20 protein-coding genes and 1 pseudogene are annotated in these 23,112 nt (G+C 68.7%); 14 read left to right on the top strand and 7 right to left on the bottom strand.

The features are described from left to right. Positions 1-45 precede the first annotated feature (45 nt). The gene (locus tag ACN6LD_RS27375; RefSeq protein WP_445044581.1) at positions 46-1,464 is read right to left on the bottom strand and encodes a tyrosine-type recombinase/integrase; all 1,419 of its coding nucleotides are present in this window, start codon (positions 1,462-1,464) and stop codon (positions 46-48) included. A gap of 820 nt (positions 1,465-2,284) precedes the next feature. On the opposite strand from ACN6LD_RS27375, the gene ACN6LD_RS27370 reads away from it, so the two are divergent. The 11 genes from ACN6LD_RS27370 (at position 2,285) to ACN6LD_RS27320 (ending at position 12,618) form a co-directional block, all read left to right on the top strand. Further along, the gene (locus ACN6LD_RS27370) at positions 2,285-3,172 is read left to right on the top strand and encodes a helix-turn-helix transcriptional regulator (protein WP_445044580.1); all 888 of its coding nucleotides are present in this window, start codon (positions 2,285-2,287) and stop codon (positions 3,170-3,172) included. A gap of 215 nt (positions 3,173-3,387) precedes the next feature. Next, positions 3,388-4,269, top strand: coding sequence for an aldo/keto reductase (locus ACN6LD_RS27365; RefSeq protein ID WP_314207578.1), 882 nt, complete (start codon positions 3,388-3,390; stop codon positions 4,267-4,269). Between the two features lie 84 nt (positions 4,270-4,353). Further along, a complete protein-coding gene (locus tag ACN6LD_RS27360) occupies positions 4,354-5,601 on the top strand; it encodes an MFS transporter (protein WP_314207577.1) in 1,248 nt (415 codons plus the stop codon). 94 nt (positions 5,602-5,695) lie between these two features. Further along, complete coding sequence (locus ACN6LD_RS27355) at positions 5,696-6,025, top strand: carboxymuconolactone decarboxylase family protein (protein WP_314207576.1); 330 nt, start codon at positions 5,696-5,698, stop codon at positions 6,023-6,025. Positions 6,026-6,159: 134 nt separating this feature from the next. Continuing rightward, on the top strand, positions 6,160-7,140 hold the full coding sequence (locus ACN6LD_RS27350) for an aldo/keto reductase (protein ID WP_445044579.1): 981 nt from the start codon (positions 6,160-6,162) through the stop codon (positions 7,138-7,140). Between the two features lie 85 nt (positions 7,141-7,225). Next, positions 7,226-7,999, top strand: a complete 774-nt coding sequence (locus tag ACN6LD_RS27345) for an SDR family NAD(P)-dependent oxidoreductase (RefSeq protein WP_445044578.1) — start codon at positions 7,226-7,228, stop codon at positions 7,997-7,999. A 13-nt stretch (positions 8,000-8,012) separates the two neighbouring features. Continuing rightward, the gene (locus ACN6LD_RS27340; RefSeq protein WP_445044577.1) at positions 8,013-8,330 is read left to right on the top strand and encodes a putative quinol monooxygenase; all 318 of its coding nucleotides are present in this window, start codon (positions 8,013-8,015) and stop codon (positions 8,328-8,330) included. Positions 8,331-8,366: 36 nt separating this feature from the next. After that, positions 8,367-9,155, top strand: a complete 789-nt coding sequence (locus ACN6LD_RS27335) for an SDR family NAD(P)-dependent oxidoreductase (RefSeq protein ID WP_445044576.1) — start codon at positions 8,367-8,369, stop codon at positions 9,153-9,155. Positions 9,156-9,222: 67 nt separating this feature from the next. Next, complete coding sequence (locus ACN6LD_RS27330) at positions 9,223-10,107, top strand: aldo/keto reductase (RefSeq protein WP_445044575.1); 885 nt, start codon at positions 9,223-9,225, stop codon at positions 10,105-10,107. Positions 10,108-10,213: 106 nt separating this feature from the next. Further along, complete coding sequence (locus ACN6LD_RS27325; protein WP_445044574.1) at positions 10,214-11,194, top strand: SMP-30/gluconolactonase/LRE family protein; 981 nt, start codon at positions 10,214-10,216, stop codon at positions 11,192-11,194. A gap of 275 nt (positions 11,195-11,469) precedes the next feature. Continuing rightward, positions 11,470-12,618, top strand: a complete 1,149-nt coding sequence (locus ACN6LD_RS27320; RefSeq protein ID WP_445044573.1) for an FAD-dependent monooxygenase — start codon at positions 11,470-11,472, stop codon at positions 12,616-12,618. A 219-nt stretch (positions 12,619-12,837) separates the two neighbouring features. Here ACN6LD_RS27320 and ACN6LD_RS27315 read toward each other — a convergent pair whose 3' ends face one another. The 6 genes and pseudogenes from ACN6LD_RS27315 to ACN6LD_RS27290 all read right to left on the bottom strand — a co-directional run bounded on the left by ACN6LD_RS27315 (position 12,838) and on the right by ACN6LD_RS27290 (position 19,137). Beyond that, complete coding sequence (locus ACN6LD_RS27315) at positions 12,838-13,254, bottom strand: hypothetical protein (RefSeq protein ID WP_445044572.1); 417 nt, start codon at positions 13,252-13,254, stop codon at positions 12,838-12,840. A gap of 24 nt (positions 13,255-13,278) precedes the next feature. Next, positions 13,279-15,342: an integrase gene (locus tag ACN6LD_RS27310; protein WP_445044571.1), complete on the bottom strand. Its 2,064-nt coding sequence runs from the start codon at positions 15,340-15,342 to the stop codon at positions 13,279-13,281. Then, positions 15,339-16,529 (bottom strand): hypothetical protein, encoded by a 1,191-nt coding sequence (locus tag ACN6LD_RS27305; RefSeq protein ID WP_445044570.1) that lies wholly within the window; start codon positions 16,527-16,529, stop codon positions 15,339-15,341. Before ACN6LD_RS27305 ends, ACN6LD_RS27310 begins: the two co-directional genes overlap by 4 nt. Continuing rightward, positions 16,526-17,764, bottom strand: a pseudogene (locus tag ACN6LD_RS27300) (IS3 family transposase). Before ACN6LD_RS27300 ends, ACN6LD_RS27305 begins: the two are co-directional and overlap by 4 nt. A 73-nt stretch (positions 17,765-17,837) precedes the next feature. Then, positions 17,838-18,095: a hypothetical protein gene (locus ACN6LD_RS27295; protein WP_445044569.1), complete on the bottom strand. Its 258-nt coding sequence runs from the start codon at positions 18,093-18,095 to the stop codon at positions 17,838-17,840. A gap of 82 nt (positions 18,096-18,177) precedes the next feature. Further along, on the bottom strand, positions 18,178-19,137 hold the full coding sequence (locus ACN6LD_RS27290) for a helix-turn-helix transcriptional regulator (RefSeq protein ID WP_445044568.1): 960 nt from the start codon (positions 19,135-19,137) through the stop codon (positions 18,178-18,180). A 63-nt stretch (positions 19,138-19,200) separates the two neighbouring features. Between ACN6LD_RS27290 and ACN6LD_RS27285 the strand changes: the two genes are divergently transcribed. The 3 genes from ACN6LD_RS27285 (at position 19,201) to ACN6LD_RS27275 (ending at position 22,789) form a co-directional block, all read left to right on the top strand. Further along, positions 19,201-19,746 carry a DUF1697 domain-containing protein gene (locus tag ACN6LD_RS27285; protein WP_445044567.1) on the top strand — a complete coding sequence of 182 codons (546 nt, stop codon included), beginning with the start codon at positions 19,201-19,203 and terminating at the stop codon, positions 19,744-19,746. A gap of 195 nt (positions 19,747-19,941) precedes the next feature. Beyond that, positions 19,942-21,465, top strand: coding sequence for an MFS transporter (locus ACN6LD_RS27280; RefSeq protein WP_445044566.1), 1,524 nt, complete (start codon positions 19,942-19,944; stop codon positions 21,463-21,465). 181 nt (positions 21,466-21,646) lie between these two features. Beyond that, complete coding sequence (locus tag ACN6LD_RS27275; RefSeq protein ID WP_445044565.1) at positions 21,647-22,789, top strand: epoxide hydrolase family protein; 1,143 nt, start codon at positions 21,647-21,649, stop codon at positions 22,787-22,789. The last annotated feature ends 323 nt before the right edge of the window (positions 22,790-23,112 follow it).

Below are 23,112 nucleotides of genomic sequence, written 5' to 3'. Positions count from 1 at the left end.
GCTCTGGCGGCAGATCCTCTGGCGGTGGGAACCGGACCCGTCGGCTCACGCCGTCTCCCCTGTCTGCTCCAGGGCCACGCTCTGAGCATCCCACTGCGCCAACGCGCCCAGTACGATCTCCTGCGCCTCGTCCAGCACGTCGAGGTAGGTATAGACGGTGGCCTCCCGGGCATGGCCCAGCAGCAGCTGAAGGGTCCGCATCGGATTCCCGATCAGCAGTCTCCGCAGCTCCGCCCGGGAGACCGGCCCGTCCAGGCGGCGGCCCAGCGCCCGGACCGTCTGCCGCAGCAACAGACCCAGCATGTACACGGCATAGGTATGCCGCAGGGTGTGCGGATGCACCTCGATACCGATGCCGAACGACGCGCACCGGGCATTCGCCCGCCGGAACACCGCCTGCCACGCGGCCGGCGCCAGCAGCCGCCCGTCATCGGCGAGCCACAGCCACAGAGGCTCGCCGTTTCGGCGTACGAGCCGGCGCCGCTCCGCCACACCGATCCGCCCGTAGGGCCAGCTCCGGGAGACGCCGTCCAAGGCCAGTGCATAGCGGCCCGCGCGGATCACCGTCCAATCCGCGCCTGTGGGCGAGAAGCGGTCCTCGGCGACGCAGCGGGCAATGATTGCATCGCGTTCCACCGCCAGGAAGTGGTGTACCTGGCGCAGCTTGCGCGGGGGCAGAAACACCCGGCGGCCTTTGCGCCGCTTGGCCACTGCTGCCGCCACTCGGAACTCGCCCGGCCCGCCCACCGGCGGTACCTCCGGCACCAGCAGACAAGTTGCTTCCCCCAGCCGCATCCCGCTGTGCACGAGAACGTCGGCGTACAGGCCGTTGCGCTCCCCGTGCCGGCCCTGCCACACCGGATCCGCGCCGCCTTCCGGCGCTTCCCCGCGCAACCCGACGTTCCGCCACAGCAGGTAGTCCTCGAACGACACGAACGGCAACGGTTCGTCCTGCGGATCCGACTCCATCTCGGCGTTCACGTGCATCCGACGGGGCCCTGACGGCGTCATCACCGTCTTGTCGACGTACCGGAACGGCGCCCGCTTCAGCAGCCCGGCGTCCAGCGACCACGCCACCCACTTGTCCAGTGCCGCCACCGACCGGTTCCACGTCCCCACCGAGACCGCCCCCGGTCCGGTCGACCACAACCTGACACGCTTGTACGCCCTCAGATCATCACCGTCGCACGCCCAGATCGACTTGCCGTACCGCGAGGTCTCCAGGAATCGGACGAACAGCATGACGTCCCGGGCGTAGCCCAGCACGCTGTTCTCGGCCCTCACACCCCAGCTCGGCAACTCACGCAAGAACCGGTTCAGTTGCAGGTCGTACGAGCCGTCCGCTCCCAGAATGAACGGCTGTCCCTCACGAATCCCCACCCGATCGAGCAGCGCCACCGGGTCAGTAACACTGGGACAGCCATCCGAACGAGTCCGACTCGTCGTCCACAGGTCCGCGATCACGCCTTGCCTCGTTTCGATGCGGCAATCCGGCTCCATCAGAGCCCCGCCACCATCCCGAAGTCCGAAGCCTCCGGGCTCGACATCCACCCCGAGACCACCCGCAGCGGTGATCCGGCAGTGAACAAGGACCTATCGATGAGACACACGTGGTAGCCCGCATAAACGGCGAGTTGGTCGTATGGGATGCCGCGGGCCGCATCGCGTTCGAGCGGTTGCAGAACCGGCTCGCCCGGCGTGGTGCCGGGGCAGCCCGGGCAGCTGACGAGTGGCCGGTCCACTTCGTCTTCCCTGTCAAGTTCAGCGTGTTGAGCGATGCTGGGTCTCGGATTCGTCCATGCGCAGGATGCAGGTGAGTGAGCGTAGGACGCTCGTGGAGACGCCGCGCAGTTTCCCGCGCTTCATCCCGGTGTAGTAAACGGTGCAAGCTGGGGGACTTCCTCGCGGCGCATCCCGGGGACGCGACGCTCACCGCAGAAGACCGTCACGCCAGCTTCCTCGGGGCTGATGCGGCCTGGAGCGTGTTGGTTGGTCGGCTGCATCGGGCGCCGCTGTTGCTGATCGGCTTCCAGGGGCGTGATGTCCGGAGCCGGGCGGATGTTAGTCCTCTGCATTGTGGTGGCGACTCGTCCGGAACGTCCGTGGGCTTGCGCGGTCCCGTTCCCGTGATCCGTATCCCGCCTGGGGGCGGAGAGGTATCCAGCGGCGAATCCCTCTGACCTGCGGCTCCGCCCAACCGGAAGGGGCTGGCGCTGGGGGTTACTGCTGTGAGGGGTAATGACAGGGTCTCTCAGTTGGTGGGCGGCGAACCTACCCTGACCTCATGGACAACCGCGCCGAAATCAGTGCGTTTCTGAAGTCTCGCCGTGACAAGATCACGCCCGAGCAGGCCGGTCTGCCCGTGTACGGCCAGCGCCGGGTAGCCGGGCTGCGCAGGAACGAGGTCGCGACGCTCGCGGGCGTCAGCGTCGAGTACTACACGCGTCTGGAGCGCGGCAATCTCAGCGGTGTCTCCGACAGCGTCCTGGAGGCGCTGGCCCAGGCTCTGCGGCTTGACGACACGGAGCGCACGCACTTGTACGACCTGGCCCGAGCGGCGAACAAGACGCCCGCCCGGGTGCGGCGCCGCACTGCCCGGCCGGCTGTGCGGCCCAGCGTGCAGCGCATCGTTGACGGGATGCCGGGCATGCCGGCGTTCGTGAAGAACCACCGGTTCGACATTCTGGTCGCCAACCCGCTCGGTCGCGCACTGTTCTCGGAGATGTACGCCGATCCGGTCTGCGGGGCGAACACCGTGCGGTTCGTGTTCCTCAGCCCCGCGGCCCGGCGGTTCTACGTCGACTGGGAACGCATCGCCAGAGGCGCTGTGGGGGCGCTGCGGATCGAGGCCGGCAAGAACCCCTACGACCGCGAGTTGTCGAACCTGATCGGTGAGCTGTCGACCCGCAGCGACGCCTTCCGCGTGATGTGGGGCGCCCACGACGTACACGTCTTCCATGAGGGGACGAAACGCTTCCGGCATCCGGTCGTCGGCGAGCTGGACCTCGACTTCGAATCGATGAACCTGCCGGACGGCTCAGGGCTGGTCGTGGCGTTGTACAACGCGGCCCCCGGCTCCGCGGCCGCGGACGCGCTGAACCTGCTGGCGAGCTGGTCCGCCACGGCCGAGGCCGCGGATGTGCAGGCCGCCGAGGCGGACTCCGAGAACTGAACCGACGTCCACGGCCCCGCCTGCTCCGGCTGCCGTCGGCAGCAAGGGCGGGGCTTTGGCCTGCGCATATGCCGCTAGGGGTCCCTGCTGTTACCCGTCACAGCGGAGACTCCCTCATCGTGTCCGTTCCGGGTTGCATGGTCAGTGCCCCGCTTAGGGGCCGACCGGTATCGAACCTCGTATCGGTCCGTCCCCCGCTCATGCAAGGAACCACCATGACTGGCAAGAGCACGATGATCACGCTGAACAACGGCGTGCAGATGCCCGCGCTCGGTCTCGGCGTCTTCCAGAGCCCACCGGAGGAGACCGCCACCGCGGTCACGACTGCGCTCCAGGACGGCTACCGGCTGATCGACACCGCTGCCGTCTACGGCAACGAGAAGGAGGTCGGTGAGGGCATCGTCGCCTCCGGCGTCGACCGCGGCGAGGTCTTCGTGACCACCAAGCTGTGGCTCTCGGACTTCGGCCACGACGCGACCCTGCGTGCCTTCGACGCCAGCCTGGGCAGGCTGGGACTGGACTACCTGGACCTGTACCTGCTGCACTTCCCGTACACGTCCGAGTTCGACTCCACGGTCGCCGCGTACAAGGCAGCACAGAAGCTGCTGGCCGACGGGCGAGTGCGGGCGATCGGCGTCTCCAACTTCAGCCCCGAGCGTCTGAACGGCCTGATGGTGCGCACCGACGTCGTACCGGCGGTCAACCAGGTCGAGCTGCACCCGTACTTCATCCAGGGCGAGCTGCGCGAGGCGCATGCCGGCCTCGGCATCGTCACCCAGGCGTGGTCGCCCCTCGGCGCGGTGAACCTGTACTGGCCCGACGCCCCGTACGCGGGCAAGAGCCCGTTGCAGGACCCGGTCATCACGCAGATCGCCGCCAGGTACGGCAAGACCCCCGCGCAGATCGTGCTGCGCTGGCACATCGAGCACGGCCTGTCCGCGATCCCGAAGTCCGTCACGCCGCACCGCATCGCGGAGAACATCGGCATCTTCAACTTCGCGCTCACCGCCGACGAGACGGCCGCCGTCGACGCCCTCGACACCGGCCTGCGCGGCGGTCCCGACCCGGACAGCATCAAGGCCGACTCCTTCGGCTGAACCAGCGCCGGCGTCGGCGCCCGGCCGCTCCCGCGACGCGGCCCCCTGTTTCACGCCCACCTTCAGCAAAGGCTCTACCTCCGCATGTCTTCTCACCGAGAAAAGCCCGCCAGGCTGCCGTTCGTCGTCCCGCTGCTGGCCCTCGGCACCTTCGTGATGGTCACCAGCGAGTTCATCATCGCGGCCCTCCTGCCCGAGGTGTCCGCCGACCTCGGCGTCAGCGTCGCCACGGCCGGCCTGCTGATCACGGCGTTCGCGGTCGGCATGATCGTGGGCGCGCCCACGATCTCGATCGCCACGCTGCGCCTGCCCAGGCGCTCCACCCTGGTCCTGGCGCTTGCCGTGTTCGCCGTCGGCCACGTGATCGCCGCACTCAGCTCCTCTTTCCCCATCGTGCTCGCGGCCCGTGTGATCATCGCGCTGGCCACCGGTACCTTCATCGCCGTCGGCTCGGTCGTGGCCACCTCCGCCGCAGGACCGGCCGCCGCCTCCCGCGCCATGGGCGTGATGATGAGCGGCATGAGCCTGGCCATCGTGGCCGGTGTGCCGCTGGGCTCCTGGGTCGGTCAGGCGATCGGCTGGCGCGGCACGTTCTGGGCGCTGGCCGCCCTCGCGGGCGTGGCTGCCATGATCATCGGCCGGTTTATCCCCGCCGCGGAACGCGCCGAGGTGACCCCCTCCGTCCGCTCCCAGCTCGCCGTCCTGCGCCATGGCCGTATGTGGCTGGTCCTTGCCGCCACCGCGCTCGTCACTGGTGGCTTCATGGCCGCGTACAGCTACATCTCTCCGCTGCTCACCGAGAGGACCGGGATCTCCGAAGGAGCCGTACCGCTCGTCCTGGTCGGCTTCGGCATCGGTGCTCTGCTGGGCACGAACATCACCGGCCGCCTCGGCGACCGCAAGCCGCTGGCCACGTTCATCACCACCTCCGTCGCGTCGGTGCTGGTGCTGCTCCTGCTGATCCCGCTGTCCACCAGCCCCGTGGCGACCGTCGTCCTGGTGGTGCTCCTGGGTGTGACGGGCCTGGGTATCACATCGATCGCCACGCCGCTGGCCGTGCGCTTCGGACACTCCTCGCCCGCCCTCGCCGCTGCCTTGACGGTGTCGGCCTTCAACCTGGGGATCGCCCTCGTCTCCTGGCTGGCGGGCACGACCTTGGACACCTCCCTGGGAGTGACCGGACCGGAGGTGGTCGGCGTGGTCATGGCCGGACTGGGCCTGATTCCCCTGCTCGTCCTCGCCGCGATGCGCGCCACCCGCACCGCCGTGCCTCAGGTGTCCCTCCCTGCGGCGGACGAGGGGACCTCGCTGGCCCACCGCGTGGCGGCCTGATTACGGGACACCACTGGGTGTTCCTGCAACGAACCCACCAATTCGGTTAATTCCGTTTTGTAACGGATCAAACGCACAGAAAGGATGAAAGGCCATGGCTGAAGAACAGACCGCCGCGCAGAAGCTGCTCGGCGACTTCGCGCCCGAACTGGTCCGGCTCACCGACGACGTCCTGTTCGGCGAGGTGTGGGCGAGCGAGGGCCTGTCCCAGCGGGACCGCAGCCTGATCACCGTTGCCACCCTGGTCGCCCTCTACCGCGCCGACCAGCTCGCCTTCCACCTGCCGAAGGCGCTGGAGAACGGGGTGACGAAGAACGAGCTGGTCGAGGCCATCACCCACATCGCGTTCTACGCTGGCTGGCCCAATGCGATGTCCGCGATCACCCAGCTGAAGAACATCGTCGAGGGCGCCGACGCGAGCTGACACCGCGCCCCGTCGGAAGCAACACCTCACACGACGAAGCGGACTGACCACCCGTCTGGCACACCTCACGACCATCAGGACCTACACCCGCCAGGGCGTTGTCGTCGCCCGTGGCCACTCGAAAGGAGAACAAAATGAGGAAGCGTGTACTGGGAAACAGCGGGCTCGAAGTGTCGTCGATCGGGCTCGGCTGTATGGGAATGACCTTCGGCTACGGCCAGGTCGCGGACACCGGTGAGGCCATCAAACTGATCCGGGCGGCCGCCGAGCGCGGTGTGACGCTCTTCGACACCGCCGAGGGGTACGGAGAGGCGAACGAAAGGCTGGTGGGCGAGGCCCTGGCGCCGGTGCGCGACCAGGTCGTCATCGCCACGAAGTTCGGGTTCAAGGACGGCAATCCCACGGCGGGGCTGGACAGTCGGCCGGAGCGGATCCGGCTGGTCGCCGAGCAGTCCCTGCAGCGTCTGCAGACCGACCACATCGATCTGTTCTACCAGCACCGGGTGGACCCCGACGTGCCGATCGAAGAGGTCGCCGGCACGGTCCGGGATCTCATCCAGGAAGGCAAGGTCAAGCACTTCGGCCTGTCCGAAGCTGGTGCGGACGTCATCCGCAGGGCCCATGCGGTCCAGCCGGTCACGGCCCTGCAGAGCGAGTACTCGCTGTGGTGGCGCGAGCCCGAGGAGATCATCCTGCCGACCCTGGAGGAACTGGGCATCGGCTTCGTGCCGTTCAGCCCGCTCGGCAAGGGCTTTTTGACCGGCGCGATCAGTCAGGACACGAAGTTCGAGGCCAACGACATCCGCAACGTGCTGCCGCGCTTTGAGGAAGAGGCGCGTGAGGCCAATCTCGCACTGATCGCGCTGCTGGGTGAGATCGCAGACGCCAAGCAGGCGACCCGGGCTCAGACCGCCATCGCGTGGCTGCTGGCGCAGAGGCCGTGGATCGCACCGATCCCGGGCACGACGAAGCTGCACCGTCTCGAAGAGAACATCGGCGCCGACAACGTGGAACTGACCTCCGAGGACCTCAGGCGCATCGAAGAGGCCGTTGCCCAGGTGCAGATCAAGGGCGAGCGGTACACCGCCGCGCAGCAGAAGACCATCAACCGGTAAGTCACCAGCCTCCATCGGCCCGTTCCTGACGAAGCGTCATCAAGGCGCTTCGTCAGGAAGGCCCTGCCCGTCAGGAGAAGTTCACATGGAATCGCAGGCACTCAAGGGGCGGATCGCCCTGGTCACCGGCGGCACGACCGGACTCGGCTTCGGCGCCGCCAAGCGCCTGGTCGAAGAGGGGGCCACCGTCTACATCACGGGCCGGCGCAAGGACGTGCTCGACGCCGCAGCGGAGAAGCTCGGCCCGTCCACCACCGGAATCCGAGCCGACGTCACGAGCAAGAGCGACATGCTGCGCGTCGCCGAAACGATCAAGGCGGCGCACGGCCGCCTCGACATACTCTTCGCCAACGCCGGTGGCGGACACGCCACGCCCCTCGCCGAGCTGACCGAGGAGCAGATCGACAGCGAGCTCGGCATCAACATCAAGGGCGTCGTCCTCACGGTGCAGAGCGTGCTGGACGTCCTGCGCGACGGCGCGTCGATCGTCCTCAACGCGTCGATCACCGCCGACATGGGGCTGCCCGGGTTCGCCGTCTACGCGTCGTCGAAAGCAGCCGTACGCTCCCTCGCCCGCAGCTGGACGACGGACCTCAAGGACCGTGGGATCCGGGTCAACTCGATCAGCCCCGGAGTGGTGCCCACGGAGGGCTACAGCCACGAACAGAAGCTGAGCGACGACGACATCGCCGCCTACGTCGAGCGCGTCGCCAAGGAGATCCCGGCGGGCCGCGTAGGGACGGCCGAGGACATCGGCGACGCCCTCGTCTTCCTGGCCTCGGACACCAGCCGCTACATAACGGGCGTCGACCTCGTCGTGGACGGCGGCATGACCCGCGTCTACGCCGGCCAGAACTGACGGAGGAACCCACATGACCACGCTCAAGTCGGCAGAGCACCACATCATCTGCGAGGTACGCGGCCAGGCGGCCCACCGCGCCAGGGTCGAGGAGCTCCTGCTGGAGCTCGTGGGCCCCGCGCGGGCGGAGGCCGGCTGCCTCTACTACGACCTCTACCAGCAGTCGGACGAGCCCGACACCTTCTACATCGTCGATGGCTGGGCTTCGGCCGAAGCCGTCGCGGAACACGCCGAGCACCCGAACGTGACGAAGGTGGTGGAGCAGTTGCTCCCGCTGCTCGACGCACCCCTCAAGGTCACCACCAGCAATCGGGTCAGCAACCCGGACTAGCGACAGGCCGGGGTCCGAACCCTTCAGGACATACTCATGGCTCGCATCTTTATCACCGGTTCCACCGACGGCCTCGGCCTGATGGCCGCCCAACTGCTCTTGCGGCAGGGCCACACGGTGGCGCTCCATGCACGCAACAGCACCCGGGCCCGCGACGCACACGCCGCGCTCCCGGACAACGCGGGCGTCGCCGTCGGTGACCTCTCCAGCATCGCCCAGACCCGCGATGTGGCCACCCAGGTCAACGACCTGGGCACCTTCGACGCGGTCATCCACAACGCCGGCGTCGGCTACTACGGGCGAGGCAGGGTGGAGACCGAGGACGGCCTCTCGGACGTCTTCGCGGTAAACGTGCTGGCGCCCTACCTCCTCACGGCGCTGATCACCCCGCCCCGACGGCTCGTCTACCTCAGTTCCGGCATGCACCACAGCGGCGAGGCCACCCTGCGGGACCCGCAGTGGGCGACGCGGCCGTGGCAGGGCTCCCAGGCGTACTCGGAGTCGAAGTTCCACGTCACCGCTCTCACGCTCGCCGTCGCGAGGAATTGGCCCGAGGCGCTCTCCAACGCCGTCGACCCGGGCTGGGTGCCGACAAAGATGGGCGGGAACAGCGCCACCGACGACCTGCGGCTGGCTCCGGTGACCCAGGCATGGCTGGCTGTCAGCGACGACGCCGAGGCGCTGGTCACCGGCCGCTACTTCCACCACCGGCAGCCCCGCCCGCCGCACCCGGCGACCCAGTCACCCGAGGTGCAGGACCGGCTGCTGGCGTACTGCGCCGACCTCACCAAGGTCGAACTGCCGACCGCGGTCTCAGCCGACTGAGCCCCCGCGACCCTTCACCTCCGCACGTGCGGACTGCTGCGTGCGCCCACCTTGATTGGAGCGAATCATGACCGGAACGAACCCGCTCATCACCCTGAACAACGGCGTCCAGATCCCCGCCTTGGGACTCGGCGTCTACCAGAGCACCCCCGAGGAGACCACCGACGCGGTCCTGACCGCGCTGCACGACGGATACCGGCTGATCGACACCGCAGCCGCCTACTTCAACGAGCGGGAGGTCGGCGAGGCGATCGCCCGCTCCGACGTGGACCGCTCCGAGATCTTCGTGACGACCAAACTGTGGATCAGCGACTACGGCTACGACTCCGCGCTGCGGGCCTTCGACGTGAGCCTGCGCAAGCTGGGCCTCGAACAGCTCGACCTATGGCTGCTGCACCAGCCGCTGCCGTCCGACTTCGAGAAGACGATCGCGGCCTACAAGGCGGCGGAGAAGCTCCTCGCCGACGGCCGCGTCCGGGCGATCGGCGTGTCGAACCAGACACCCAAGCAGCTCGACGGACTCATCTCCCGCACCAGCATCGTCCCGGCCGTTAACCAGATTCAGGTACACCCCTACTACACGCAGCCCCAGTGGCGGGCGGCGAACGACAGCCACGACATCCTGACCCAGTCGTGGTCTCCCATCGGCGGCGCCTACGTCTACCGGGGCGCCGACGCCAACCCACTCGAAGACCCCGTCATCACCGCCCTGGCCGACAAGTACGCGAAGACACCCGCGCAGGTCGTGCTCCGCTGGCACCTCGACCACGGCTTCTGCGCGATCCCCAAGTCCGTCAAGGCGCACCGCATCGCCGAGAACTTCGACGTCTTCGACTTCGCCCTGACCCCCGACGAGGTGGCCGCGATCGACGCCCTCGACACCGGCGTACGCGGCGGACCCGACCCCGACTCGCTCGACCTGCAGAACGCGGGCTTCCCGATCCCCGACTAGGGGCTCCCCAGCCGATCAGGATGTCGTCAGCGCCGCTGACGCCCCACTCCGCCCGCGCCTGCGGCGCCGACGGAAAGAACGAACAATGATCACGAAAGACATATCCATGAAGAAGCCATTCAAGCTCGCGGCGATCTCCGCGACCGCAGCCGTCATCCTCTCGGCACCGTACGCGTCCGCCGCGACCGGACCCGCGCACGCGCAGCCCGCCGTCACCCACGTGAAGACCGTGGCTGCCTTCGACTTCGCCACCGGCGACGTGCCCGAGAACATCACCGTTGCCCCGGACAATTCACTGACCGTCTCGATGGTGGGCACACCCGCGGGCGAACGGGCGGCACTGGTGCGGATCGCACCGTCCGGGCACCGCACGGTGCTGGTCACCGGGCAGAAGGGCGACGGAATCACCGGCAACACTCGCGGCCACGACGGCACCGTCTACTACAACGTGTGGTCCTCCGACGCCCCCCGCAACGGAGTGTGGAAGCTCGCTCCCGGCGGCACACCCCACCGCATCTCGGCGCTGCCCGTCGGAGGAGTCCCCAACGGTCTGGCCATCGATCCGGCCGGGCGCACCCTGTACGTAGCCGACAGCCAGAAAGGGACCGTCTGGGCCGTCCCGGTCTCCGGCGGTCCCGCGACCACGTGGCTAATTGACCCCACCCTCGCGATCAAGGCGTCCGCACCCGTGCCGTACGGTGCGAACGGACTCCGTTTCCACAACGGCGCCGTATGGGTCTCCAACCTCAGCAAGGGCACCCTGCTGCGGATCCCCGTCACCGCCACCGGAACTCCGGGCCGGATCCACACCGTCGCCAGCGGCCTCACCGGCATCGATGACTTCAACTTCCTCAGCGACCACTCCAACGTCGTGTTCGCCGCGCTGAACACACAGAACAAGATCGCGGTCGTCTACCCGAACGGCACCACCAGGACCGTGCTGACCGCCTCGGACGGCCTCGCCTCGCCCACCGCCACCGCGGTGCGCGGGAAGCGGCTGTACATCACCGACGGCGGACTCAACGAGCCCCATGACGCGCAAGTGCAGAGCGGGAAGATCGACCTCGGCGCGCTGCTCTCACACTGAGCGTCCGGCAGTTCCCAGTGGTGCAAAGGGCGTGACCTGCAGGGGTGCCAGCTGGGGGTCCCTGCAGGTCCCCTTCACGACTGAGACTCCCACGTCATCGCCATTGCCGGTTGCATGGTCAGTGCCCCCCTTCCGCGGGGAACGGGCCCCAACTGGCAAGAGCCCGGTGAGCACGCTGGACAGCGCCGCCGAGATGTTCACCCCGAGCCTCGGCGTCCGCCACAGAGCGCCCGCCCACACCACCACCGCGACGACTCCGTGAGGAGAACAACAGCATGACCACAGCTATGCGCGACGTGCCCCGTTCCGGGAACCGGGACGAGCGCCAGGGTGCCGCCATCGTCGTCGGTGCATCTCTCGCGGGTCTGATGACCGCATTGGCCCTGTCGCACGCCGGAGTCGACGTGACAATGCTGGAGCGATCGGGGGCCGCCCCTCGAGCCCGGAAGGGTGCTGCTCTCGGCGGGGTGAGTGAGGGCCTCCTCAGCAGGCTCACGGGATCTCGTCACGCACAGGGCGATTCGGCGCCACTGAGTTCAGTGGCCCCCGGCGTGCAGAGCTGGATGGCGGTCCACGCCCGGCTCCGGGCGGCCGTCGACGCCGACCCCTATATCGAGCTGCGCCCCCACACGCTCGTACGGAGCGTCGACCAGGACGCGGATTCCGCGTGGGTGATCGCCTCGGACCAGCAGACGTTCCGAGGCGATGTCGTGATCGGAGCGGATGGCCACGGAAGCGTCGTGCGCGTCGGCGTCGCACCCGACAAGCCCGACGCGACGTTCGCCGGCTACCTGATCTGGCTCGGCCTCACCAACGAGTCCTCGCTCGCGTCCTCGCGCCGCCTGCCACGGGACGTCGACATCCTCAGTGGCGGAGGGGACTGTCTCCTCGGCTACCCACTGCCCGGCCCCGACGGTTCCGTCGCCTTGGGCTCGCGCCAGGTCGGCTGGGCCTGGTACGACGCGAGCCACAACGATCTCCTATGCGAAACGGGCAGTGTTGTCGGCAACGTCGTGCGTCGGTCGCTCACCTCCGGCGACATACCGGAGGCGACCTTGCGTGAGCTCGCGGACAAGGCCGAGGACCTGTGGCCGTCGCCCTGGCGTGAGGCCATCCTCGATTGCATCGAGCGGCGTGCCGTCATCGGCACCCCCATCGCCGAGTACGTCCCCGACAAACTCGTTAACGGGCGTCTTGCCCTGGTGGGAGATGCCGCGCATGTGCCGACGCCGATGACCGGCTCGGGCTTCAGCGCATCGCTCCACGACGCCGAGGCCGTCGCCGAAGCCATTGCTGTGGGCGTGCGCGGATCGACGGTGGCGCAGGCTCTCGGAGAGTACGAAAGGAAGCGGCTCGGCAACGTCCGCGGCATGGTCCAGTCGGGCCAGCAGTTCAGCCGCTCCTTCACCGGTCGAGCCGCCTGACCTCATCCCGGGCGCCGGCGTACCACCCGGAACCGAATCCACACCGTCACCGGCAGCCTCACCGGCGTCGACGACTCCGACGTGGAGCTGGCCCCCGCCCTACCAGCTGAGGGAACTCAAGGCCGATGGGTCGGGACTCTCCGCGAATGCCGGGTGTATGTACCGACGTGGACGGGTTGAAGCCAAGGCCTCAGCTGGTCGTCGGTGGCACAGGGCCTGCTATGGGCCGAGCGTGGCCGGCGTCGGCAATCTGCGGACGGTGGCATGGCGGTCGGCGAGCTGCTGGCGCAAGCGGCTGTTTTCCATCGTGACCTGGTGCAGGGCGCCGACCAGTGCTTCAACGTCGGCCTTGAGCTGGGTGATCTCTTCGGCGTCCGCCGCGCGCAACTCCCTCAGGCGCCGGACCTGCTGGCGCAGCCGTTTCTCGCTGTCGGGGGTCTGCCCGCGGGCGCGGACCTGGGCGTAGAAGTCGTTCTTCAGATCCAGGTGGCGTTGGGTCAGGGCATTGCGGGGGACTTGGGCTTCGGCGGCCAGGGCGACGATGGTCAGGGCGCCGTTGGAGTGTTCGGGGACTCCGGTCAGGATGCGTTCCATAGCGGCGCGGATGCGGTTACGTTCGTCGAGCGCGGGTGTCACGAGGTCGTCTCCTGGGTGGTGCGGTCATGGTGATGCTGGGCGGCGATGTCGCGGTGGCGTTGTGCTTGGTGGCGCAGGCGTGCGGCCAGCGGTGGCGGGGTGAGGGGCGAGTCTGCTTGGTGTTCCAGCGTCGCGGCGTGTGCGATGAGGGTGCGGGCGTGTTGGTCGGTGCGGGCAATGTTGGCGCACAGCGGTTCGCAGACGTCGAGTCGCGGTGCATCGGGGCGGGGACCGGTGCGATGGCACAGGGCCTTGTCTCTGTCGTAGACGCACAGGAGATAGGCGTGCGGGTTGTCGTGGACGGCCAGGGACGGATTTGGCCAGGAGTTCACGGGCCTGCCGGGAAGTGTGCAGGACGCCAGCGAAGGCTGGTCCGTGCGAGGCGGAGCGGATGGCGCGGGCTGCGGCGGGCCCGGAGATCCCGGCGCCCGTGGCGAGGTCGTCGTGCAGGCGAGCGAGGGTGTCGGCGGTGGCGCGGGCGGTCTCGATGTCGAGGAGGTCGTGGATGCCGCCGCGGCTGCGGGAGGCGTATCCGGCTGACAGGGCGGTGCGCAGGTGCCCGTACTGGACGGCGAGGGCGACCAGGCCGCCGGGGCGGCGGGCGATGTGCCAGGCCAGGGTACGGCGCAGGCGGCGCGGGGTGAGCGGACCGTGTGGGTCGGGCGGGACACGTTCGTGGGGCCGGCCAAGGCGGGTTGCGACGGTGTTGATCCAGTCGGCGTAGGCGGCGAGGCGCTCGCGCATCGCCTCTACCGTGAGCGCCTTCGGCCGGGAATGGTGCCGACGCTGGGTGTGGTGGGCGGCATCGAACAGCAGGCTGCCGGACGGGGCCATGCTCTCCAGCACCCGGACTGCGTCGGTGGGGATCGCGACCCAGGGCGTCTCGCGCCGCCGGCCTGAGGGATCGTGGGTGCCGTCCGTACCGGTGGTGGTCTTGAAAGTGCGGGCGTGCAGCAGGGCTGGGCCGTCGGCAGAAGGTGTGCAACAGCCATGGGGCAGGGACAGCGCCTCGGCCGGGCGCATTCCAGTGAGGTAGGCGATGACTACGAAGGCGGCCGTGGCCAGGTGACGGCGCAGGTCCGCGATGTCGTGGAAGTCGATGCCGTCGGTCCACGGCTGGCGGTCGACTTGCGCGGTGATCTCCACGGGCAGCGGACTGGTGCCAGGGTGGTTGCGCAGGTAAGTCGGCCATGGCGCTTTCTGGCATGCGCGTTGGACCTGGTGCTCGGTGGCGTCGGTGAGCGCGCTGATGTAGGTGGTGGCCAGGGTTGGCGCGCCTGCGGTCCGGGCCCGGGTGGGCAGCGGCTGACCGTCCGCGGCGAGGCGTGCCAGGTAAGACTCCACCCGGTCCCGGGATTCCGGCGTCGCGCTGGCGTGGGCAGCGCGGGCGAGCAATCGCTGGTGCGCCTCGGTCGCGGCGAGGATGTCAGCGGCGAAGTCCTCGACCAGACGCAGGGACCACACCAGCAGCGGGCCGATCGTGGCCGGGGCGATCGGCTCCGTGGTGTTCGCTCCACCAGGGCGGGCCGAAGGCACGTATTCGTCATCGTCATGGGCCCAGGGCGGCTCGCCGACCCCGGCCGGGCAGGGCGAGGTGGCGTCCAGGGCCCACAGCCTGGTGAACGCGGCCAGTTCGTTGTGTACCTGGGTGCGATCCAGTCCTCTTGGTCTGATCGCGTCGTCGAAGTAGGCGTCGAAGACATCGGCCTGACAGGCCCGCAGCGTGGTAGTACCGCGCCGAGCGAGCCACTTGGCCAGGCGCAGCCAAGCCAAGTGAGTGTGATAGATGCCGGCGTAGCTGGGGCGTGAGCGCCAGGACGGGGCGCGGCCAGCGAGGAACGCGTCGGGCAGGCGCCGGTTGATCAACAGCCAGACCAGTAAGCGGAACTCCTCGCGCAGGACGTCTGGGTAGCCGTCCCAGACGATGCGGTGCGCTCGACCGGCCGGATTGTCATCCAGGGGCGGCAGCAGCCAGATGGGATCGCCGTAGCGTGGCAGCGGTCCGCGCCAGGAGGGGGCCACTCGGTCCGGTTCGATCGCCCAGATCGGGGCGGTGGCTGCGGTTGGTGGCTGCGGTACGAAGGTCACTGGTCGAAGTGGCCTTTCATCAGTGAGGCGATGTCGTCGCGGTCGGCGTCGCTCACCCGGGCCAGGGCGTGCTGCCAGGGACCGGTGCCGATGCGGTTGCGTAAATCTTCGAGCCGGGCGAGGGCCGGGCCCCAGTCGCGTTCCCAGCTCTCGAGCGGCAGCACGGCGCGCAGGTTACTGATCGCGCGATGCAGATGGGCCAGCCGGGCATGATGGCCCGGGTGTACGCGGGCGTTTGGGCACGCGGTGCACATCATGAACGACGCCGCACAGCCGTCGGCCTCGGGAGTCAGCGGACTGTGCGTGAAGTCCGCGCAGTCGGCGATCACGGTCATCTGATCGCCCGGGTCGCCGGCATCGGTGAGCCTGGCCCGGACGAGCGCGGTCCGGGCCGCTTCGACCGCGGCCGCAACTCCGGCAGCGATCACGGGCACTGCGGCCTGCCGGGCCTGTGGCTCGCGCAGCACATAGACCACGTCATGGGTGTCCTGGCTGTTCTGTCCCGGCTCCTGGCGGTGCAGGACATTGACGGTGCGGCGGATACGGCGCAGCGGCGATCCAGGCCAGCCCTGTGAACGCCCCCAACGGTCCACCTGGTTGTCGGCAAGCCCGAGCCCGAATGGTCCCACCCTCAGCCCCTGCCATGTGGCGCGACGGCGGCTGTCGGTGGCCTCCCGCCAGATCAGCAATCGCCCCGCGTCGCCGCCTGCTGCCTCGACGCATGTGCGGGCTGGACCGGTTGCATGCAACGTCTGCGTGATCAGCCGGCCCGGGGAATCGGCACCCCAGTCGGCCACGTTGCGGGTCTCGGTGCTCAACCGGTTTCCCCGACGGCGTTTTTCGGTCTCCAGCCGGTACACGGCTCCTGGGCCTCTCTCCGCGGCTGCGGAAACGATGCGCGGGACCCGGAGGTCCGACACGGTGGTGGCGTTCAACCCGAACTCCGCAACCAGAAGCACCGCCAGCGCGGCCGCCTCCCCCGGGCTGAGAAACAGCCGTTGCGGAGCCGCCACAACCCCGCCGCCGCCCAGCGCCTTGCCGTACCGGTACGGCACTCGGACGTACCCGTCCACCTCCCATGGAGGCAGGCGGCCGGTCTGGGCGAGAGCGTCCAGCACCTCGCCCACCAACCAGTCCGGCGATCCCGGGCCTTCCCCCGTGAAGGTGGACACGCGGTCAATGGTCACGCGGCGAGCGTGAGTTTAGCGGTGTGGTGTCGGCGTTCGTATTCGTTGGGGCTGAGCTGGGCCGTTGGCGGAGTGCCGACGGCGGGTGTTGTAGCGGGCCAGCCAGGCGAAGACCGTCCTTCTGCAGGTGCCGGCATCGCCGTAGTCGCGGGCGCCCCGGAGGGTCTCGCGTTTCAGGGACGCGTGGAAACTCTCGCAGGCCGCGTTGTCCGCGCTGGTGCCGACCGCACCCATCGACCGGGTGACCCCGAGTTGGTCACAGAGATCGGCGAAGGCCCGGGATCCGTACTGGGCTCCGTGGTCGGAGTGGAACACGGCGCCGTCCAGGCCGCTTCGGGTGGAGGCCGCCATCTGCAGTGCGTCGGCGACCAGACCGGTGCGCATGTGGTTGGCGATGGACCAGCCGACGACCTTGCGGCTGAAGCAGTCCAGCACGGTCGCGAGATAGAGGAACTCCCCGCCTGCGAGCGGGAGATACGTGATGTCGCCCATGAATTTCCGCCCCGGCTCGGTGGCGGTGAAGTCCCGCTGGAACAGATCCGGAACCTGTGAGACTGCCGGGTCCGGGACGGTGGTGCGGACGCGTCTGTGCAGGCGGATGCCGGTGATGGAGAACGTCCGCATCACCCGGGCGACCCTCTTCTCATTGACCCGCAGTCCCTTCTCCCGGAGCTCGGCGGTCACCCGTGGGGAGCCGTAGGCGCCGCCGGACTCGCCGTGGACCTCGCGGATCCTCTCGGCCAGGACCCGGTCCTCGCGTAGTCGTGCCGCCCTCGCCTGTCTTCCGGCAAGCCATTTGTAGTAGCTGGACCGGTTCAGGTCCAGGACCTCGCAGAGCCGCTTCACCTCGTAGGTGTCCCGGTGGTCGTCAACGAACTGGAAGCGGCTGATCACCAGTTCGTCTCTCCGGCGAAATACTTGGCCGCCTTGCGGAGGATGTCCCGCTCGGTGGCCAGCTTCCGCTCACTCGCCTCGAGTTCTGCCACCCTCGCCTCCAGCTGCCGGACCCGCTCGTCCGGGTCAGCCGACGCGACGGCCTCCCGGGCCCGGGCGGCCGGCTTCGCAGCCGCGGCGGTGACGCCACGGCGTTCGCCGTCCCGCAGCACCCACTCGCGCAGAGTGGCCCGGTTGATGCCCAGGTCTGCGGCGATGCTCTTGTAGGTCGCCCCGGGCGTGGACTCGTACAGGGCCACGGCATCGGCCTTGAACTCGTCTGAGTAGTCCTTCATCGCCATCGGCGGTCTTCTCGCTTCCTCCGGATCAAGCAGATCCAGTATCAGCGTGTCCACCACTCAGGGGGAGGCCCCTTTATGCCGCCCGCTCCGGCTCCTCCTGAGAAGGTCGCACAGTTATCGAGACCCGTTCAAAGGTATCCCTCGCAATCCGCCCAATCTCGTCGCGGAGGGATTCCTTGCTCATGTCGATGAGATTTTTGCTCCGCATTGCCTTGAACCATGCATCGAGCCACACCTGCTCGTGTTTATCCTCGACTCCGCAGCCATGCAGGAACGCCAGGAACTGAGGCGCATCGGCGGGGAGCGCCTGTCGGTTGACGATCCGCGCCACCGTACTCAAGGGCAGGTGCGCCGCGCCGCCTGCGCGGTGCTGCAGGAGACGAAGGGGCGGGGCTCCCTTGTGGGCCGTGCGGCTACCGGGTGGAGGCCCGGTGGGCCCGGCCGAGCCGGTCTGCGAGCCGTCCCAGTTCCTCGGCCAGTTCTGCGGGCTCGTGCACGACGAAGTCGTGGCCGAGCAGCGCCAGGTGCATGGCGATCTCCGGGAGGGAGTCGCCGCCGAGGGTCAGCAGGCAGCTGTCCAGGTCTGCCGCTTCGATGATCCCGGTGCCCGGTGAGATCCGCTCGGCGACGGTGGCGGCCGGTGCCCGTACCAGGATGCGGGCGCGGTGGCGGTAGGGCGCGGCAGTGACCGCGTCGGCGACGTAGGCCGCCGCGTCGGGCGGATCGCGTGGGACGAACCGGATGCCGGTCGTGCGGGGATCGTCGATGCGGTCCACCCGGAAGGTGCGCCAGTCGTCGCGGTCCTGGTCGCGGGCGACGAGATACCAGCGGCGGCCGGTGTGCACCAGCCGGTGCGGCTCCACCCGGCGGGAGCTGGCCTCGCCACCCCGGGCCAGGTAGCCGAACGTGAGCGGGTGATGGGCCTGACACGCCTCCGCGAGCACCGTCAGTACCTCCGGGTCGGCCGTGGGGGCCTGGCTGGTCAGGGCGATGGTGGCCTCCCTGAGGGCGGCGGTGCGCCGGCGCAGTCGTACCGGCAGGAGCCGTTCCAGCTTGGCCAGGGCGCGCAGCGACGTCTCCGCGATGCCGGTAGCGGTGTGGCTGGTGGCGGTGCGCAGGCTCAGCACGATCGCGACCGCCTCGTCGTCGTCGAGCAGCAGTGGCGGAAGTGTCGAGCCGGCGCCGAGCCGGTACCTGCCGGCGACTCCCACTGTGGCCTGGACGGGGTATCCGAGTTCGCGGAGCCGGGCGATGTCCCGGCGCAGGGTCCGTACCGTGACCTCCAGTCGCTCGGCGAGTTCCGGGCCGGTCCACTCGGGGCGGCTTTGCAGGAGGGACAGCAAGCGCAGCAGGCGTGCCGATGTGTCGAGCATGACATCGAGTCTGGCAGCAAACGAGGACGGAAACTGACCTGAATTGGGGATAGCTTTTCAGGTATGAGCGCTCGGACGGTCTGGATCATCCTGTTCCGCGGGGTCGGCGGCGCGACGCGACTTCCCGTTGCGCCGCTGCGGCAGAAGCTTGCCGAGGCGGGCTTCGCCAAGGTCGCAACCTACATCAACAGCGGTAACGCGATCGTGGAGAGCGATCTTTCCAGGGAGGCGGTGGTGGAGCGGATCGCCGAGTTCTGCGCGCGCGAATTCGGCTTCGAGAAAGACATTTACGCCGTCTCGCTCGCCGAATGGGAGGAGCTGATCGAGGCCAATCCGTTTCCGGATGCCGTCGCCGTGCCGAAGTTCCTCCTGGCGGCGGTCCTGGCCAAGAAGCCGGAGCCCGAGAAGGTTGCCTCGCTGCACCCCTTTGCGGCGCCCGGCGAGGGGTTCGCCGTCATCGGCAGGGTGGCTTACGTCCACACGCCCGGCGGATTCGACGGCAGGAACCTGGCGGCGCGGTTCGACAAGGGCATCGGTGTGCCCAACACCGTGCGCAACTGGAACACCGTGCTGAAACTGGCCGAGCTGGCCCGTGCGGCCGCCGCTTGACGAGGCGTCAGTGGCGATGCCGAACGAAGTCGGGCAGCACGTTCACCCCGCCGCCTGATTCCGTCCCCACCGAAATCCAGCGACAGCTCGCGCAACAGACCTCGCACCGGGCTTCCGTTTGTCAGTGACGACGGGCATTTCCCTTTCCGTTCCCCTTTCTTCTTTCCACCACGTAGTCCCGAAGTGGATACCCCCATGTCTCAAACAGCCTCAAAGGCTCTCATCGTCCCGGACGCCAACCGCTGGAAGGCGCTCGTGTTCATTGCGCTCGCCCAGCTGATGGTCGTCCTCGATTCGACCATCGTGAATGTCGCCCTGCCCTCCGCCCAGACCGACCTGGGCATCTCGGACGGCAGCCGGCAGTGGGTCGTCACGGCCTACGCCCTCGCCTTCGGTGGCCTGCTCATCTTCGGCGGCAGGATCGCCGACCTGTGGGGCCGCAAGCGTGCTTTCGTCGTCGGCCTGGGCGGCTTCGCCGTCGCGTCCGCGCTGGGTGGCGCGGCCGTCAACGAGGCGACGATGTTCGGGGCCCGCGCGCTGCAGGGAGTGTTCGGCGCGCTGCTCGCGCCCGCTGCGCTGTCCCTGCTCGCCGTGATGTTCACGGACGCCAAGGAGCGGGCCAAGGCCTTCGGCATCTACACCGGGATCTCCGGTGGCGGAGCCGCCGTGGGCTTCATCCTGGGCGGTGTGCTCACCGAGTACCTGGACTGGCGCTGGACGTTCTTCGTCAATATCCCCTTCGCGCTCGTCGCGGCGGCCGGCGCGTACTTCGTCATCCGTGAGCCCGAGGGCGGCCGCAACCGCTCCCCGCTCGACATCCCCGGCGTCATCCTGTCCACCCTGGGCCTGGTCGCGCTGGTCTACGGCTTCACCCGCGCCGAGTCCGACGGCTGGGGCGACCCGACGACGGTGGGCCTGTTCGTCGCGTCGGCGTTGCTGCTGGCGGTCTTCGTCCTCGCCGAGGCGAAGTCCAAGGCGCCGCTGCTGCCGCTGCGGGTGCTCACCGAGCGCAACCGCGGCGGCGCCTACCTCTCCCTCGGCCTCGCGATCACCGGGATGTTCGGCACGTTCCTCTTCCTGACCTACTACCTGCAGGTCGTGAAGGGCTGCTCGCCGATCAGTACCGGCTTCGCCTTCCTGCCTCTGGTCCTCGGCATGACCACGGGTGCCTCGCAGATCGGGGCCCGCCTGGTGACCCGTCTCGCGCCCCGGCTGGTGATGGGCCCGGCTCTCCTGGTGGCCGCGCTGGGCCTGTTCCTGCTGACCCGGCTGGAGATGGGTTCGTCGTACGCCTCGCTGGTGCTGCCGGGGATGCTGCTGCTGGGGCTCGGCATCGGTACGGCGACCATGCCGGCCATGTCGTTGTCTGCCCAGGGCGCCGCGCCAGGGGATGCCGGTGTCGCCTCCGCGATGGTCAACACCTCGCAGCAGGTGGGCGGCGCGATCGGCACGGCCCTGCTCAACACGATCGCCGCCTCGGCGACCGCGTCCTACCTCACCGACCACACCGCCAGGGCGGCGGCCGGCCGGCAGCAGTTGGTCCGGATGCAGGCCATGGTGCACGGATACACCGACGCGATCTGGTTCGCCGTCGGCATCCTCGTCCTGGCCGCCGTCGTCGCTGTGACCTTCGTCAATGTCGGCCGCCCGGGCGCCGCCACAGCCGGGTCCGGCGAGAGCGTCACGGACGAGCCGGCACCGCCGCTCATCGCCCACTGACAACCGCAGCTCCCGCGCCCCAGCTCCCCCTTCGGCAGCGGCCAGCACGACCCGCTCTCCGCCCTGACCCCACGCTGAGGTGAGGAAGGAGTACGGCACCGCCAGGCAGCACGGCAAAACCCACCGCTGCCTGATCCCCTCCATCACAAGATCCATCGACAGCCCGCTACAGGAGACCACCATGACGAACCTGGACGTACACCCCTTCACCATCGACGTTCCCGAGGCGGAGCTCGACGATCTGAAGGACCGCCTCGCTCGCACCCGCTGGCCGGACACGATCCCCGACTCCGGCTGGACCCACGGCATCGACCTCGCCTGGACCAAGGACATGGCCGCTTACTGGCGCGACGGCTTCGACTGGCGCAAGCAGGAAGCGGCACTCAACGCCTTCCCACAGTTCACGGCCACCCTCGACGGCCAGAGCATCCACTTCATCCACGTGCGCTCGCCCGAACCGAACGCACTGCCGCTGATCCTGACCCACGGCTGGCCGAGCACCTTCGCCGACTTCGCCGAGATGATCGGCCCGCTCACCGACCCGCGCCGGCACGGCGGCGACCCGGCCGACGCCTTCGACGTGGTCGTCCCCTCCCTCCCCGGCTTCGGCTTCTCCGGCCCCACGCAAGAGCCGGGCTGGGACAGCGCCCGCATCGCCAGGGCCTGGGACACACTGATGCACGGCCTCGGCTACCCGCTATACGTCGCGCACGGCGGAGATGTGGGCTCGTTCGTCACGCGCCGGATGGGCATCGCACAGCCCGACGGGCTGCTCGCCATCCACGTCCTGGAAATCTGGGCCTTCCCCACCGGCGCACCCGGCGAACTGGACGGCCTCACCGATACCGAGAAGAACCGCCTGACATTCATGGCGGAATTCAACGACCACTCCAGCCATCAACGCGTCCACCAGACCCGGCCCCTGACCCTCGCCTACGGCCTCACCGACTCGCCCGTCGGCCAGCTCGCCTGGATCAACGACCCCCTCATGGGCCTCGGCCGCTTCGCGCCCCCCGAGCCGCGCGACCGCGACGTACTGCTCACCAACACCTCGATCTACTGGTTCACCAAGACCGCCGGATCGTCGGCCCGCTGGTACTTCGAGGACGCCCGAAGCGGTGCCGACGACGCCGAGACACCCAACCCGACCCCCACCGGCATCGCCCTGTTCCCCTACAACTTCCAGTCAGTGCGCAAGATCGCCGAGCGCGCGAACAACATCGTCCACTGGTCGACCTACGAGCACGGCGGCCACTTCGCCGCACTCGACGTACCGGACCTCCTCGTCGGCGACCTCCGGCAATTCTTCCGCCATTACCGCTGACCACATCCCTCAAGGTCCAACGTCCGAGAGCAGCGTCTCCACTTGCCATGACCCGACACCGTTGGCATCGGCCGGGTCCTGGCAGGCCTGCGCCGGATACAGACGGCGGGCCCACACCCAGAGACGATCACCGCATGAAACTCACCGCACGGGAACTCAACCGCTCCACGCTTCCTCGCCGGCTGTTGTTCCAGCGGGAGACGCACGGCGTCGAGGACGCCCTTTAGGTCCTGTCTGGCGTTCGGATCACGAGTTCGGGAGATCGCCTGCGCGCCGAGGTCTGTTCTTGATAGGCCGTCAGTCATGGCGCGAGGCGATCTCAC

This window comes from Streptomyces sp. SAS_272, assembly GCF_052543235.1.
This window is presented reverse-complemented; position numbering and strand designations above follow the sequence as displayed.